The organism is Halomonas lysinitropha (assembly GCF_902500215.1).
GTDB lineage: Bacteria > Pseudomonadota > Gammaproteobacteria > Pseudomonadales > Halomonadaceae > Halomonas > Halomonas lysinitropha.
This window is the reverse complement of sequence record NZ_CABVOU010000027.1, coordinates 243406-258581: the sequence shown is the minus strand read 5'-3', so window position 1 is coordinate 258581 and position 15176 is coordinate 243406. Positions and strand designations below refer to the sequence as shown.

Sequence of the window (15176 nt, the reverse complement as noted above, 5' to 3'; positions counted from 1 at the left end):
GTGTCACCAATTACCACAACATCGACAACAGGTGCCCGCATGCCTTCCGACATGAGCCTCGAGCAGTTCTTCTCGCGCCTCTGGGACGACTACACCGCCATGACGCCCCAGGCGAGTCGCATCCATGATGCTCTGGTCGCCGATGGCGAGACCATCGTCAACGACCATGTGGCCTTCCGCACCTTCGACCGTGGCCCCATTCGCCTGGCCGACCTCGAGCCGCACCTGCTGGCACTCGGCTACACCCGGCTGGAGCCGTACGACTTCGAGGCCAAGAAGCTGCGTGCCTGGGGCTACCTGCCGCCGCGTGAGGACCAGCCCAGGGTGTTCCTCTCGGAGCTGAAGTGCCGAGAGCTATCGGCACCTGCCCAGGAGATCATCGACGAGCTGGTGGACCAGATCGATCCTGCCCGGATCGCCTCGCCCGAGGTGATGTGGGCCGGCCGTCTCTGGGAAGCACCGACCTGGGGGGAATACTGCACCCTGGCGAAGGAGAGCGATTACGCCGCCTGGCTGTCGATCATCGGGCTGCGAGCCAACCACTTCACGGTCAGCGTCAACCACCTGCGCTACCACGACACCCTGGAGAAACTGCTGGCCAAGGTCGAGTCGTTGGGATTGGCCATCAATGCCTCCGGTGGACGCATCAAGGGTTCCCCCGAGGTACTGCTGGAGCAGGCCTCGACACTCGCCGACCGCATGCCCTTCACCTTCTCCGGCGGGCGGGTGGAGGAGATCCCCACCTGCTACTACGAGTTCGCTCGCCGCTACCCGGATGCCGAGGGCCAGCTCTACCAGGGCTTCGTCGCCGCCAGCGCCGACCGTATCTTCGAGTCCACCGACGCCCATCCCGGCCATGCTGGCTGAGTGGTTCGACCAGGGTCTGAAAGGCCACACCTGCTCTCCCACCGAAGGCAGGGTTCCGGGTGGGCGTTTCCGGATAGTCGCTTCGGGAGTGCTCGAACTCGTGCCGGACTCCCTCGCCATCGAGGCGAGGGCCTGTGTGCTCTCGGTCGGCGTCCACGGCAACGAGACGGCTCCCATGGAGATGCTGGGCGAGTCCCTCGCCCGCCTGGAAGCCGGGCTGCTGCATCTGGGAGCGCCGCTGCTGGTGATCCTGGGAAACCCCGAGGCCATCCGGCGCGGCCAGCGCTATGTCACCACCAACCTCAATCGGCTGTTCCGCCGCGATCTCGCGGAGACGGGTGACGAGCCCGACCGAGCCCGGGCGCTGATGGCCGCGGTAGACGCCTTCTACGCCCGCCATGCCGGCCTCTCCCGCCTGCACTACGACCTGCATACGGCGATCCGCGACAGTCGCTTCCCGCGTTTCGTGGTCGAGCCCTTCGCAGACGCGCCGACGCCCCACGAGCATTGGTGCTGGCTGGCGGCCGCCGGCATCCAGGCGGTGCTACACCAGCACCGTCACAGCTGGACCTTCTCGCACTATTCGAAGCACTACCATGGTGCGGCGACCTTTACCCTGGAACTGGGGCGTGCCCTGCCGTTCGGCCACAACGACCTGGCGCCGCTGGCCCCCATGGGCCGGTTGCTCGAGGCGCTGGTCGAGGGTCGTGAGCCAGACGCCGGCGACCCCCGCGCCATGACCTTCTTCCGCGCCGAGCACGAGCTGCTGCGACACAGCGAGGCGTTTCGGCTCTGCTTTCCCGATGATACCCCCAACTTCACCGAGTTCCCGCCAGGCACACGGCTGGCAGAAGACGCCGTCGCCGGCGAGACCCGGGTCGGGGAGACTCCGCTATCGGTTGTCTTTCCCAACGCCGAGGTCGAGATCGGGGCCCGGGCGGCGCTGCTGGTCGTTCCGAGCCCACCGCCGGACTGACCCCCTCACCTCGGCACCTCACAACAACAACCGCCAGGAGAATCCCCATGCCCCATGCCATCCCCCTACCGGACCAAGGTAGAATGCCCGGCTCGTCGCGGCCCCCCTCCGGAAATGCTCCGGCCTGTTAGAATCATCTATTTTCGATCCCCGGTCTTGATCCCGAACCGCGCCGACCGACCCTCGATGCGGCGGACCGCCCACGATCTGGAGCCCGTTACATGGCCGATACCCCGATTCCGCTGGAAGTGCGCAATATCACCAAGCGCTTCGGCGACGCCGAGGTCCTCAAGGGCCTCTCCCTGAAGGCGCACAAGGGCGATGTGATCACCCTGATCGGCGCCTCCGGTTCCGGCAAGAGCACCTTCCTGCGCTGCATGAACCTGCTCGAGCAGCCCGACGAGGGCGATGTGATCGTCCACGGCGAAGAGATCCGCTTCAAGCAGACGAAACACGGCCGCGAACCCGCCGACTGGAAGCAGGTGGTGCGCATGCGCGCCAAGCTCTCCATGGTCTTCCAGAGCTTCAACCTCTGGGCCCACATGACGCTGCTGGAGAACGTCATCGAGGCCCCGATCCATGTGCTCGGCAAGCCCAGGAAGGAGGCGATCGGCCACGCCCGTCAGCTGCTCGAACGGGTGGGCCTGGGAGAGCATGCCGACTACTACCCGGCCCAGATGTCCGGTGGCCAGCAGCAGCGTGGCGCCATCGCCCGGGCACTGGCCATGGACCCGGAAGTGATGCTCTTCGACGAGCCGACCTCGGCACTGGACCCGGAACTGGTCGGCGACGTGCTGAAGGTGATGCGCGACCTCGCCGAAGAGGGCCGCACCATGATCGTGGTCACCCACGAGATGTCCTTCGCCCGTGACGTCTCCTCCCAGGTGATCTACCTGCATCAGGGACGAGTCGAGGAAGCCGGCCCGCCGGATGAGGTCCTGGGCAACCCGAGCTCCGAACGACTCAAGCAGTTCCTGGCGCCCAAGCACTGAGGCGACCCGGACGAGGAGACATCCATGATCGACCTGCACGGCTACGGCCCGCGTCTCGCGGAAGGGGCCCTGATCACCATCGAACTGGCGGTACTTTCGCTGATCCTTGCCATCGTGCTGGGCCTGCTCACCGCCAGCGCCAAGATGTCGCGCAACTGGCTGGCCCATCGCATCGGCACCGTCTACACCACGGTCATCCGCGGCGTGCCCGACCTGGTGCTGATGATGCTGATGTTCTTCGGCGGCCAGATCGGCATCAACATGGTCACCGACCAGCTCTACGAGCGCTTCGGATGGGATATCTTCATCAACGTCAACGAGTTCGTCGCCGGCGTGGTCACCATCGGGCTGATCTTCGGCGCCTACATGGGCGAGACCTTCCGTGGCGCCTTCCTGGCAGTGGACAGCGGCCAGATCGAGGCCGGGCGTGCCTACGGCATGAACCACTGGCTGGTGTTCCGGCGCATCCGTTTCCCGCAGATGATGCGCCATGCCATTCCGGGACTCTCCAACAACTGGATGGTGCTGCTCAAGACCACCGCTCTGGTCTCGGTGATCGGCCTAACCGACATGGTTCGCGTGGCCGCCGAGGCCTCCAAGGCCACCCGTGAACCCTTCACGTTCATGATCATCGTCGCCGCCGTCTATCTGCTGATCGCCACGGTCTCGGAGTGGGGCTTCGCACGGCTGCAGAAGCGCTATGACGTCGGCTACCGGGAGGCAGACTGATGGAAGCCCTGATGAACTGGCTGGAAACCCAGCTCGCCGACAACAGTATCTTCACCCTGCAGACCCTCGGCTTCTACGGCGAAGGCCTGGTCACTACCGTGCAGCTGGTATTCCTGTCGCTGATCATCGGCCTGGTCATGGCGGTACCGCTGGCCATCGGCCGCGGCTCGAAGCACCGCTGGATCAGCCTGCCGATCTTCCTCTACTGCTACGTGTTCCGCGGCACGCCACTGCTGGTCCAGCTCTATCTGATCTACTACGGCGTGGTGTTCGTCGAGGGGATCCAGGAGACCTGGCTGTGGGTGATCCTCGAGAAACCCTTCGTGCCGGCGCTGATCGCCTTCACCCTCAACACCGCGGCCTACACCACCGAGATCTTCCGCGGCGCCATCAAGTCCACGGCCCGCGGGGAGATCGAGGCCGCAAGGGCCTACGGCATGTCCCGGGGGCTGATGCTGCGTCGTATCGTGCTGCCCAGCGCCTTCCGGCGCGCCCTGCCCGCCTACGGCAACGAGGTGATCTTCATGCTCCACGCCAGCGCCATCGCCAGCGTGGTCACCATCATGGACCTGACCGGGGCAGCCCGTTTCGTCTATGCGCGCTACTACGCGCCCTTCGAGGCCTTCCTGTTCGTCGCGGCCATCTATCTGTGCCTGACGTTCGCCATTCTCTACCTGTTCCGCTACCTGGAACGGCGCCTGCTGGCACATCTCAAACCGGCCAGCGGCTGACAGGCACCGCCGATGAGCGTAAAACAAGCGTTGGGAACCGGCGTTTGAAAGCGACTGGCTCCCCTTTCAGACGGACCCCGGCATCCGCTATGGTGGGCCCGTCATCACCCACGAGGTGAAACCACCAACAACACGGGAAGACACCCATGAAGCTACACAAGATCCTGAGCCTCGGCGTGTTCGGCGCCGCCCTGGTCGCCGGCAGCGCCAATGCCGAGGTACGCGACATCCGCATCGGCGTCGACGTGCCCTACGAGCCCATGGAGTACCGCACCCCCGACGGCGAGCTGACGGGCTTCGACATCGACCTGGGCAACGCTCTGTGCGCCGAGATCGGCATCCAGTGCGAGTGGGTCGTGCAGGGCTGGGACGGCATCATCCCCGGCCTCCAGGCGCGCAAGTACGACGCCATCATGTCCTCGATGACCATCAACGAGCAGCGTCGCGAGCAGGTACTCTTCTCCGACCCCTACATCACCCCGCCGTCGGCCTGGTTCGCCCCCAGCGACGTGGAGATCGGTACCCCGTCTGAAGAGACCCTCGAGGGCATGACCCTCGGCGTGCAGCGCGGCACCCTGCAGGACAACTACGTGACCGACATGTACGGCGACGTGGCCGACGTCAATCGCTACGCCACCGCCGACGACATGGTGCTGGACATGGATTCCGGTCGCCTCGACGCGGTCTTCCTCGACTTCCCGATCGGCAAGTCCACCCTGCTCGACAGTGACGCCGGAAACTACAAGCTGGTCGGCGAGAAGATCACCGAGCCCAAGGAGTACTTCGGTGAAGGCTTCGGCATCGCCTTCCGCCAGCGCGACCAGGAACTGGCCGAGGCTTTCAACGTGGCCCTGGAGACGCTGCAGGACAACGGCACCTACGAGGAGATTCACGAGAAGTACTTCGGTACGGAGTGAATCGAACGATAAAGCGTCAGCCGATACGACCGGGGCCTCAGGGCCCCGGTCTTGCGTTCGGTCCCGGCCATCGTGGCGAGGCCTGATGATCGTTCTGGCGGATCTCGATGGCTCGATTCACGAAGGCCAGGATCCAGCGCACAATCAGGATGTCGTCCGCCGGCGCCGATAGCGATGACACTCCCTCACGCACCCGATGGTCACCGATCAGATCGGCACGCAGCGCCATCAGGTCACGCGAGTACGCGCTGGTGAACTCGGGGTGGCCTTGAATCCCCAGGAAGTGCTCACCGAGCTGCATCAGGTAACTGGGACAAAAGGCACTGCCACCCAGCACCCGGGCACCCTCCGGCAGGCGCTCGACCTGGTCCTGATGACTCACCACCAGGTCGAGTTTCGGCTGCCAGGGGGCCATCCAGTCGGCCCGCTCGGTGACCCGGTTGAATGACAGCCCCACGCCCCAGCCCTTGCGGCTCTTCGCCACCTCGCCACCCAGGGCCTTCGCTATCAGCTGATGGCCGAAGCAGATGCCCACCAGCGGCTTTCCGGCGGCCCAGAGCTCGCGCACGAAGGCCTCGAGTTCGGCGATCCAGGGCAGGTCATCATTGACCCCGAACTTCGCTCCCGTGGTCAGCCACGCATCTACCGCCTCGACATCCTCGGGAATCTCGCCGTCCAGGCAGCGCCAGACGCGAAACTGCAGGGTCGGGTCCACGCGATGGAACAACGCCTCGAACATTTCGGGATAGTTGCCGTGGGTCCCACGTAGCTCCGGCGCCACGTCATCACACTGCAGCAGTCCGATCACCATGCTCTTTCCTCTCCCTGTCATCTCGCCTTACTCTTGATGCCCACCGCCATGTCACAGCCTGGCAGGGTCCATCAGCGCAGCACCCGCTTGACCAGCAGCGGCCCGAGGATCTCGAAGATCACGGTCGAGGCCACGACCGCCGACAACAGCATGGGGCCGTGCTCGGGAAAGCGTTCGGCGGCGAGCAACGCCATGCCCATCGCGACGCCGGCCTGTGGGGTCAGCGCCAGACCGAGGTTGCCGGGCAATTCGGCCTGGCGTTTACGAGCCAGATGCACACCGAGCAGGCCGCCCAGGTAGCGCCCCGCCAGGCGGAGCAGGATGTAGGCAAGTGTCAGGCCGACGGCATCTCCCAGGCGATAGAGATCAATACTGGCCCCCGACAGCACGAAGAAGAATACCAGGAAGGGCCACTCGATCAGCTCGATTTCATTGAACGAACGCGTGTGGTGGCTGGAAAGATTGGCCACCAGGGCACCGGTGACCATCGCCGCCAGCAGGGACGAAACTCCGAGCCAGGAGGAGATCCCGGCCAGCAACAGGATCAGCGCCAGGGCTTCCACCTGGGTCGGCTCGCCCGGCGCCAGGCGCCCCGTCAACCAGGCCGCGGGCAATCCGATCCCTGCCCCCAGCAGCAGGGCACCCCCCAGTTCCCAGCCTGCCTCGATCAGCGCCTGCTCACCCTCACCCGACAGCATCCACCCCAGCACGGCCATGGCAAACCCGAAGGCCACGATCCCCCAGCCGTCATCGATGGCAACGATCCCCAGCAGCAGACGAGCCCGTAATCGGGTATCACCACTGGTACGCACCGTCTCCTGCACGGCTGCAGGGTCGGTCGCCACCGAGATGGCCGCCAGTGATACCGCCACCACGATGGGGAACCCCAGTGCCAGCAGACCGGCACCCACCGCCAGCGCCCCTACACCGATCACCGAGATCGATACGATCAGGATCAAGGGCCCGATGCTACGCAGGCGATCCAGGGTCAGTTCGCCACCGAGCAGGAAGGCCACCATCACCAGGGCCACCTGGATCAGCGGCTCGGCCAGGCCGTCCAGCGGCCGGCCACCGGTCTGATCCAGGCCCCACTGCTGGACAACCGCCACCCCGACCCCTACCAGCACCAGCAGCGAGATACGCGGCAGGCGGGTTCGGCTGGCCACCGCGTCGGCCAGGATGCTGATGGACAGGATCACGCCCAGCAGTATCAGGCTGACCGAAGAAAAGGTCGGGTCGATAGGCAGCCAGGAGAGTGCGTCGGGCAGATTCACCTTGCAGTTCCTCGTCGGTCATGGGCAAGTCGAGTAGAAAGCCGACAGCCTAGCATGGAGACGCCAACCATCGACCCCGAATCATGGAGCCATCACGACCGCATGGCCGACCGGCCGCCTTATCAGGAGGCCATCGGCTGTGGCGCCTTGTCGCACCTGACTTGATTCATGTCATACATGGATAGCCATCAGGGTCCATACTGAAGATGCGTTACATTATTTCATTTTATGTTTCAGGAGTTCACATGACACAACAAGACAAGGGCTCCCTCCCCTGGCTGGTCCTCGGACTGCCCGTCGCGCTGGCGCTCGCCTGGGTCACCCAGGGCAGCGGGGTGATCGAGGACGACCCGACGCGCAACATCTCGATCCCCGACGAGCTGACCATGCCGCTGCAGGTCCAGGCCGCTTATAACGATGAGCAGATCTACTTCAGGTATCGCTGGCCCGCAGAACAGGCCCATGTCTACCATGACATGCTGCGCTACACCGATGGTGAATGGGTCCGCCACGGCAGTTCCCGGCCGGGTCCCGACCCCGATGGCACCTACGAGGATCGGGTCGCCATGCTGGTGGACGACGGCGGGGTTCCCAACTTCGGTCGCTATGGCGGCTATATCACCGTGGGCGACCAGATGCGCTTTTTCAGCGACTCGGCGAGCCCGGCAGAGGTCTCGGAGCACCCTTACCTAGGGCAACAGATGGGCAAAAGCGACGTTCGCAAGTACCTGCCGGCCACCCGCACCGACCAGAACGACTGGCGCAGCGTGGCGGATGCCGACGTCCTCACCGCTCAACGTGAGGCAGGCTATTTCCTCGATCTCTGGCACTGGCGCGCAGGGCGCTCCAACCCTATCGGCGCCTCGGACGACCAGTGGATCGGCGAGTATCGCAACAGCGATGCCGGCTCGGGTCCTTATACCACCAACTGGGATGGCGACAACAACCAGCCACGCTGGATGCTCGATCCTGAACAGACCGGCCAGCGCGCCCTGCGCTGGGAGGAGGTGGAGTCCGGCGAGGTCGATTTCGACGGTCTCTACTACCTCTCGGAAGACAACCGGACCGACTTCGATCCTGACCACGATTGGCAAGAGGGCGACGTGATACCGCGCCGGCTGCTGAGACAACCCGAGGGCTCGCGGGGCAGCATTGCCGTCCACGGCCAGGCACGCTGGGAGGATGACTACTGGGACGTGACCCTGGTGCGCGACCTGGACACCGGCAATCCCCTGGACGACAAGATCCTCGCCGAGCAGGGAATCTACGACATCGCCATCGCCGTCTACCGCAATGCCACCGGCAGCCGCTGGCACTATGTCTCCCATCCCTATTCCCTGGGGCTTGGGCGTGATGCCGACCTCCAGGCCACCAATTTCTCGGGCAGATCGCCCAACTGGAGCGATGACTGGTTCGACATGACCCTCTTCTACCCCGGCCAGGTGGACTGGCCACTGTTGATCAGCCGCGCCCATGCCGGCGCCGAGGACATCGCCGAAGGCACCCCGGTACGTGCACGCCATAGCGAGCAGCAGCTTGCCCTGTATGGCGTGGAGATGGAGTTCAATGACGCCATCACCTCACGCTGGATGATGACGCTGATAGCGGGCCTGGTCACCATGCTGGGGGTAACGATCGCCCTGTTCCCGGCCTTCCGCAAAACCTCCACCCACCGCAAGGGAGAAACATCATGACCGGCCTGCACCATATGCTTGTCCACTTCCCGCTGGGATTCTGGGCACTCGCCACACTGATGATCCTGGTCGGCGCCTTCCTGACCGGTCGCATGGCAGAGCTCAGCCGCGCGGCACTGCTGCCAGTGCTGGTGCTCAGCCTGCTCGGGGCCCTGGCTGCCATCGTCACGGGGTTTTTGATCTGGCCACTGGAGGCCAGCACGCACAGCGCCCTGACCCGCAACCATATCCTGATGGCGTTCTGGTCGCTTGGGATCTTCACGATGATCACCGTGCTGGTATGGAAAGCCGGCGATGCCGCCTTCGAGGGTAACCGCCGCTGGGCCCTGGTGATCCTGGCGCTGGTCGGGGGCCTGTTCTTCGCCGCCACCGGCACCCTGGGCGGACACCTGGTGGGTGCCCCGACGATGTTCTCCGATGTGCTCGGCCTGATGGGTTGGGAGGTCTACACCACCTTCTATAGTCCCCTCTGGGCCATCGCCGTGATGGTGCTCATCGGGGTCGCCTGTGCCATCGTGGGGCTCAAGGGACGCCATACGGCCAACTGATCCGCCATCCTGCCCTGCACCATTGAAGAAGGCCCCGCTCCTGCGGGGCCTTCTTCGTATGTTCAGAGAACAAACCCTTCTACTCGAAGCTGAAGCGCGGCGTCGGGGCATCCGGCAGCAAGGCCGCGCAGGCGAGCACCCGCTCCAGCAGCAACTCATGGGTGGGCGCCAGCAGGTTGACGTGGGCCAGCTTACGGCCGGGGCGCTCACTCTTGTCATAGCGATGCAGGTGGGCGTCCGGCAGGGTCAGGATCTCTGCCACCTCCCCTTCCCGACCGATGACGTTGACCATGCAGGTCGGCATGCGTGCCGAAGTGTCGCCCAGCGGCAGCCCCTGGATGGCGCGCAGATGGTTCTCGAACTGGCTGGTCACCGCGCCGTCGATCGACCAGTGGCCGGAGTTGTGCACGCGCGGCGCCATCTCGTTGGCCAGCAGGCTCCCGTCGCGGCTCTGGAACAGCTCCAGGGTCAGCACCCCCACGTAGTCGAGCTCGTCGAGCAGGGCACGGATGTAGCCGTCGGCGGCCTGCTGGACCTCCTTGTCGAGGTCCGGCATAGGGGCGATGGAGTAGCGCAGGATGCCGTCCACATGCTGGTTCTCGGCCATGGGGTAGAAGGCCACCTCGCCGTCGCGTCCGCGCACGGCGATGATCGACACCTCGCGCACGAAGTCGACGAAGGCCTCCACGACCAGCCGCGGATGGTTGATCGTGCGCCAGGCTTCATGGGCCTCGACCGGGTCCCTGAGCACCGCCTGGCCCTTGCCGTCGTAGCCCTCGGTGACCGACTTGGCCACCACCGGGCAGCCCAGCTCGCGGGCCGCCGCCTCCAGTTCGTCGGCGTGCTCCACCAGCCGGTAGGCCGGAGTGGGAATGCCCAGGCGGTCGAACAGCGCCTTCTCCTCGGCGCGGTTCTGGCAGATTCGGATCGCCTCGCTGGACGGGAAGACCGGCCTGACTTCCTCGATGGCCTGGACCAGCGAGACCGGCAGGTGCTCGAACTCGTAGGTCACCAGGTCGACCTTCTCCAGAAAGCCATCAAGATGCTTCCTGTCGGTGTCGATCATCACGTCACCAATGCCGGCACTGGGGTGGCCGGTGGTGTCGAGGAAGGTGAAGCGGTTGGCCAGGGGATAGCCGGCGAGGGCCAGCATGCGGCCCAGCTGGCCGGCCCCCAGGACGCCGATATTCATGATGTCTCTCCTCTCACTCGCTTTCGGGACGCGGATCGGGCCGGGGATCAGGATGGTCCAGCACCGTCTGCGTCTGCTCGGCGCGGAAGGCCTCCACGGCGGCGCGTACCCTTGCATCCTGCAGGCCGACGATCTGCGCGGCCATCAGCCCCGCATTGGTGGCGCCGGCCTTGCCGATGGCCAGCGTGCCCACGGCGATGCCGCCGGGCATCTGCACGATGGAGAGCAGCGAGTCCAGGCCCTTGAGCGCCTTGGACTCCACCGGCACGCCGAGCACCGGCAGCGCCGTCTGGGAAGCCACCATGCCCGGCAGGTGGGCCGCCCCGCCGGCACCGGCGACGATCACCGAAAGGCCCCGCTCGGCCGCGCCCTTGGCGTAGTCGAAGAGCAGGTCAGGCGTTCGGTGGGCGGACACCACCCGGGTCTCGCAGGGCACGCCGAGCCGCTCGAGCATGGCCACGGCATGCTCCATGACGGGCCAGTCGGACTTCGACCCCATGATCACGCCGACCTTCGGCGCCTGTGTATCGGACTGCATGGCCTGCTCCTCGGCGAGTGCCTCTGTGCGGGAATAGAGTGCGGAAAGGAAAGCCGCACATTCTAGCCGTGCGGCTGCCCCGAGTCATCTTGCCCATCCCGGCAAGCGACAAGGCTTGTCGCCGGAATCGGCTCGGACGCTACCCGACCGCTGCCGCCTCACGCCGACTGGCCAGCCAGTTGCCGGCCAGCGCCAGCACCATCACCGCCACCCCGGCCACTTCCACCATCAGGCCGGGATAGAAGGCGGCGGCGATCGCCGGCAGCAGCACCAGTCTTACTGGCCAGGACATCCAGGTGAAGAGAAAGCCTTCCAGGGACGCGGCGAATGCGCCCAAAGCCAGGAAGCCGATGAACGCCGTCCAGACCAGCACCGGCACCGATCCACCCATGATGATCTCCGGGTTGTAGACCATGAACAGCGGGATCAGGTAAAGGCCCTTGGCGAACTTCCAGGCCTGAAAGCCGGTCTCCATGGGCTTGGCACCGGCGATCGCCGCGCCGGCGAAACCCGCCAGGGCAATGGGCGGCGTGACGTTGGAGTCCTGGGAGTACCAGAACACCACCAGGTGGGCGATCAGCAGCGGAACGCCGAATTCGGCGGTCAGGGCCGGCCCCACCAGCACGATCAGCACGATGTAGCTGGCGGTGACCGGCAACCCCATGCCGAGCACCAGACTCGCCAGCAGCACCATCACCAGCGCCAGCAGCAGGTTGCCGCCGGAAAAGGCCATCATCATGGAGGAGAACTTGAGTCCCAGACCGGTCAGGCCCACCACACCGACGATGATGCCGGCCACGGCACAGGCCATGGAGACGGCCACGGCATTGCGCGCGCCCAGTTCCAGGCCACCGACCAGCTTGATCACCCCGGCCTTCAGCGCCTCGACAAGCGTCTCCGCGGTCACCTTCTGCCCCTCACGCGGGGCGATGAACAGGAACCACACCGCAAAGCGCAGCACCGCCACGACCAGAATGGTGAGAATGGCGTAATAGCCCACTCGCATCGGCGACATGTTCATCACCAGGAGCCAGATCAGCACCGCCAAGGGCAGCAGGAAATGCCAACCGGCGCCCATCACGTCGCGCATCTGCGGCAGCTCGGAGCGTGCCAGGCCCTGCATGCCCTGCTTGAGGGCGATGATGTGCACAAGGAGGTAGACGGTGGCGAAGTACATGATCGCCGGCAGGATGCTCACCTTGACCACTTCGAGGTAGGGCATCCGGGTGTACTCGGCGATCAGGAAGGCCCCGGCGCCCATCAGCGGCGGCATGATCTGCCCGCCGGTGGACGCCGCCGCCTCGATACCGCCGGCCTGGTGGGGCTTGTAGCCCAGGCGCTTCATCAGCGGGATGGTGAAGGCCCCGGTGGTCACCACGTTGGCGATGGCGCTGCCGGAGATCGAGCCCATGCCGGCGGAGGCGATGACCGCCGCCTTGGCCGGGCCCCCACGCTGGCGGCCGGTGGCCGCATAGGCCAGGTCGATGAAGAACTTGCCCGCGCCGGTGATCTCCAGGAAGGCGCCGAACAGCACGAAGATGAAGATATAGGTGGCCGCCACGCCCATGGGCAGGCCGAAGATGCCCTCCTGGCCCAGGTAGAGCTGGCCCACCAGTCGGTCCAGGTTGTAGCCGCGGTGCTCGAGGATACCGGGCAGGAACTGACCCAGCCACGGCAGCTCGCCGCGGGGGCCGGCGAGGGCGTAGAGGATGGCGACCATGCCGATGAGGGTCATGCCCAGCCCCACCGCCCGGCGTGCCGCCTCGAGCACGGTGACGGTGGCGATGCAGCCGATCACGATGTCGGTCTGGCTCCAGAAACCGGCGCGGTTGATGATCTCGTCGAGGAACAGCACCAGGTAGCCCCCCGTGAGCAGCGCTCCCAGGAGAAAGATCGTATCGACCAGCCCGGTGATCGGCCCACGATCACGTTTGGACCCCGGCAAGGGGAACATCAGGAAGGCCAGCATCATGATCAGCATCAGGTGGATGCTGCGCTGGTAGAAGAGGCCCAGCGGCTGGATGCCGGCGGAGTAGAGCTGGAACAGTGACAGGCCCACCGCCACCAGGGTGATCAGCCACAGCACCGGGCGGGAATGGTTCGCCTGGCTGCCGGGGATGACGGGGGAGTTACCCGAATCGCTCATCGTGGTGTTCTCGCTGGATTGTCGTTCACTCGGGGGAGGCGGCGGGCCGGGTCAGGCGGATCGTCACTCGCCGGTTCTCGGCCAGGCGGCTCAGGCTGATCCGGGTATCGTCGATCACCAGGCGGTGGTCGACGCGCATGGCGCCCACCCGCAATCGATAGGCGTTACCCGGCACCGGCTCGTCGATCGCCTCGATCCAGTAGCCGCCCTCGCCATCGGAGACCTGGCGGCCGCGCCCGGGGATATGGTCGAGGCCGGCAGCGAAGTCGGGCAGGTGGCTACGCACGAGCACCATGCGCCCCTCCCGATGGCGGTAGCAGTCCCGCACCGGGAAGCCCTCGACCGAGTGGTTCCACTCCAGGCACCAGCCCTCACCCTCGGGCATCGGCAGGCTCACCAGGCGTTCGCCCTCGACGCCCAGCACCTCCAGCCGCGCCTCGTCGGCCGCGAGCGCCGGAGGGGCGGCCACGGTCGCCAGGCCCACACAAAGCAGCAGGGCGGGCAGCCAGGCCCGCCCTGCCGTCAGGCACGAATCATCCATTGCCTCAGGGGCGCTGGTGGTCGGCGATATCGGCACCCACCTCCTCGTAGTAACGCAATGCGCCCGGATGGAAGGCGATCGGCGTGGACTCGATGCTGAACTCCACGGTGGTGTCGTTGGCCGCCGGATGGATATCGATCAGCTCGTCGGTCCGCTCGAAGAGCATCTTGGTGACCTGGTAGGCCAGTTCCTCGTCCATTTCACTGCTCACCGCCAGCACGTTGGGAACACCGATGGTCTGCACGGCTTCGTCCATGCCCTCGTAGAGGCCCTCGCGCAGGCTGTAGCGGGCGAACACCGGCGACTCTTCGCGGGCATTGGCTACCTGCTCATCGGTCAGGCCGATCAGGCGGATGTCGCGAGTGGTGGCCAGGTTCATGATCGAGCTGGTGGGTGGCCCCACGCTCCAGAAGCCGGCAGCGATGTCACCATCACGGATAGCATCGGCCGTCTCGTTGAAGTTGAGGCGGCGCGGATCGATGTCGTCGTAGGTGATGCCGTTGGCCTCGAGCACCGCGCGGGCGTTGAGCTCGGTGCCGCTACCCGGCGCGCCCACGGAAATCGTCTTGCCCTCCAGGTCGGCGAGCGTCTCGACGCCGGAATCGGCCAGAGTCACGATCTGCACCGCGTTGGGATAGACAGATGCCAGGGCGCGGATGTTCTCCAGCTGACGGCCCTCGAAGTCACCGGTACCGTTGTAGGCCTGATGGACGGTATCGGCCAGGGCCAGCGCCATATCGGAATCACCGCGCCACACCAGCCCCATGTTTTCCACCGAGGCACCGGTCACCTCGGCCACGGCGTCGTAGCTCTCGATGTGCTTGCCGATCATCTCGGCCAGACCACCACCCAGCGGGTAGTAGGTACCGCCGGTACCGCCGGTGGCAATGGAGAGCTGCTGAGCAGCAGCCAGGGGAGCTGTGGCCATCAGCGTGGCGGCAGCGGCGTACTTGAGAAATCGCATGGCAATCCTCCGGTCCTGAAACCAGGTTTGTTGTGAGTTGTTTCGGCGCTCGCATTCCTTGGCGCCCCGGACCACGCTAGCACGGTCGCTGCGTGAGAGCCCAATCCCCCGATTTCTACGTTCACCTGGCCGTTCGGCAATTCATATGGGCCCCCCCCCCGGGGGGGGGGGGGGGGCGGGGGGGGGGGGGGGGGGGGGGGGGGGGGGGGGGGGGGGGGGGGGGGGGGGGGGGGGGGGGGGGGGGGGGGGGGGGGGC

15 protein-coding genes are annotated in these 15176 nt (G+C 65.8%); 8 read left to right on the top strand and 7 right to left on the bottom strand.

Translation table 11 applies throughout. The annotated features are described in order from the left end of the window. The first annotated feature begins 39 nt into the window (after nucleotides 1–39). The 6 genes from HALO32_RS05710 (at nucleotide 40) to HALO32_RS05685 (ending at nucleotide 5212) form a co-directional block, all read left to right on the top strand. The gene (locus HALO32_RS05710) at nucleotides 40–867 is read left to right on the top strand and encodes a DUF1338 domain-containing protein (RefSeq protein WP_225809772.1); all 828 of its coding nucleotides are present in this window, start codon (nucleotides 40–42) and stop codon (nucleotides 865–867) included. Further along, nucleotides 857–1843, top strand: a complete 987-nt coding sequence (locus tag HALO32_RS05705; RefSeq protein WP_151442813.1) for a succinylglutamate desuccinylase — start codon at nucleotides 857–859, stop codon at nucleotides 1841–1843. Before HALO32_RS05710 ends, HALO32_RS05705 begins: the two co-directional genes overlap by 11 nt. Before the next feature lie 221 nt (nucleotides 1844–2064). Next, the gene (locus HALO32_RS05700; RefSeq protein WP_151442812.1) at nucleotides 2065–2835 is read left to right on the top strand and encodes an ABC transporter ATP-binding protein; all 771 of its coding nucleotides are present in this window, start codon (nucleotides 2065–2067) and stop codon (nucleotides 2833–2835) included. A gap of 24 nt (nucleotides 2836–2859) precedes the next feature. Beyond that, nucleotides 2860–3564 (top strand): ABC transporter permease, encoded by a 705-nt coding sequence (locus tag HALO32_RS05695; RefSeq protein WP_151442811.1) that lies wholly within the window; start codon nucleotides 2860–2862, stop codon nucleotides 3562–3564. Next, nucleotides 3564–4295 carry an ABC transporter permease gene (locus HALO32_RS05690; RefSeq protein ID WP_151442810.1) on the top strand — a complete coding sequence of 244 codons (732 nt, stop codon included), beginning with the start codon at nucleotides 3564–3566 and terminating at the stop codon, nucleotides 4293–4295. The genes HALO32_RS05695 and HALO32_RS05690 overlap by 1 nt, the downstream gene beginning before the upstream one ends. Nucleotides 4296–4441: 146 nt before the next feature. Next, complete coding sequence (locus HALO32_RS05685; protein WP_151442809.1) at nucleotides 4442–5212, top strand: transporter substrate-binding domain-containing protein; 771 nt, start codon at nucleotides 4442–4444, stop codon at nucleotides 5210–5212. Nucleotides 5213–5249: 37 nt separating this feature from the next. Here the strand turns inward: HALO32_RS05685 and HALO32_RS05680 are convergent, their stop codons facing one another. Both HALO32_RS05680 and HALO32_RS05675 read right to left on the bottom strand, forming a co-directional pair. Further along, complete coding sequence (locus HALO32_RS05680; RefSeq protein WP_151442808.1) at nucleotides 5250–6023, bottom strand: glutamine amidotransferase-related protein; 774 nt, start codon at nucleotides 6021–6023, stop codon at nucleotides 5250–5252. Nucleotides 6024–6094: 71 nt separating this feature from the next. Beyond that, nucleotides 6095–7297 carry a cation:proton antiporter gene (locus tag HALO32_RS05675; RefSeq protein ID WP_225809770.1) on the bottom strand — a complete coding sequence of 401 codons (1203 nt, stop codon included), beginning with the start codon at nucleotides 7295–7297 and terminating at the stop codon, nucleotides 6095–6097. A 245-nt stretch (nucleotides 7298–7542) separates the two neighbouring features. Here HALO32_RS05675 and HALO32_RS05670 point away from each other — a divergent pair, with 245 nt between their 5' ends. Continuing rightward, nucleotides 7543–8991 (top strand): ethylbenzene dehydrogenase-related protein, encoded by a 1449-nt coding sequence (locus tag HALO32_RS05670; RefSeq protein ID WP_151442807.1) that lies wholly within the window; start codon nucleotides 7543–7545, stop codon nucleotides 8989–8991. Beyond that, nucleotides 8988–9539, top strand: a complete 552-nt coding sequence (locus HALO32_RS05665) for a DUF2231 domain-containing protein (protein WP_151442806.1) — start codon at nucleotides 8988–8990, stop codon at nucleotides 9537–9539. Before HALO32_RS05670 ends, HALO32_RS05665 begins: the two co-directional genes overlap by 4 nt. Before the next feature lie 79 nt (nucleotides 9540–9618). Here HALO32_RS05665 and HALO32_RS05660 read toward each other — a convergent pair whose 3' ends face one another. The 5 genes from HALO32_RS05660 to HALO32_RS05640 all read right to left on the bottom strand — a co-directional run bounded on the left by HALO32_RS05660 (nucleotide 9619) and on the right by HALO32_RS05640 (nucleotide 14920). Then, nucleotides 9619–10731: a 5-(carboxyamino)imidazole ribonucleotide synthase gene (locus tag HALO32_RS05660; RefSeq protein ID WP_151442805.1), complete on the bottom strand. Its 1113-nt coding sequence runs from the start codon at nucleotides 10729–10731 to the stop codon at nucleotides 9619–9621. A 13-nt stretch (nucleotides 10732–10744) separates the two neighbouring features. Further along, the gene (purE, locus tag HALO32_RS05655) at nucleotides 10745–11269 is read right to left on the bottom strand and encodes a 5-(carboxyamino)imidazole ribonucleotide mutase (RefSeq protein ID WP_151442804.1); all 525 of its coding nucleotides are present in this window, start codon (nucleotides 11267–11269) and stop codon (nucleotides 10745–10747) included. Between the two features lie 139 nt (nucleotides 11270–11408). Beyond that, nucleotides 11409–13415 carry a TRAP transporter permease gene (locus tag HALO32_RS05650; RefSeq protein WP_151442803.1) on the bottom strand — a complete coding sequence of 669 codons (2007 nt, stop codon included), beginning with the start codon at nucleotides 13413–13415 and terminating at the stop codon, nucleotides 11409–11411. A 25-nt stretch (nucleotides 13416–13440) separates the two neighbouring features. After that, nucleotides 13441–13956, bottom strand: a complete 516-nt coding sequence (locus HALO32_RS05645; protein ID WP_151442802.1) for a DUF1850 domain-containing protein — start codon at nucleotides 13954–13956, stop codon at nucleotides 13441–13443. Between the two features lie 4 nt (nucleotides 13957–13960). Continuing rightward, nucleotides 13961–14920, bottom strand: a complete 960-nt coding sequence (locus tag HALO32_RS05640) for a TAXI family TRAP transporter solute-binding subunit (protein WP_151442801.1) — start codon at nucleotides 14918–14920, stop codon at nucleotides 13961–13963. Between the last annotated feature and the right edge of the window lie 256 nt (nucleotides 14921–15176).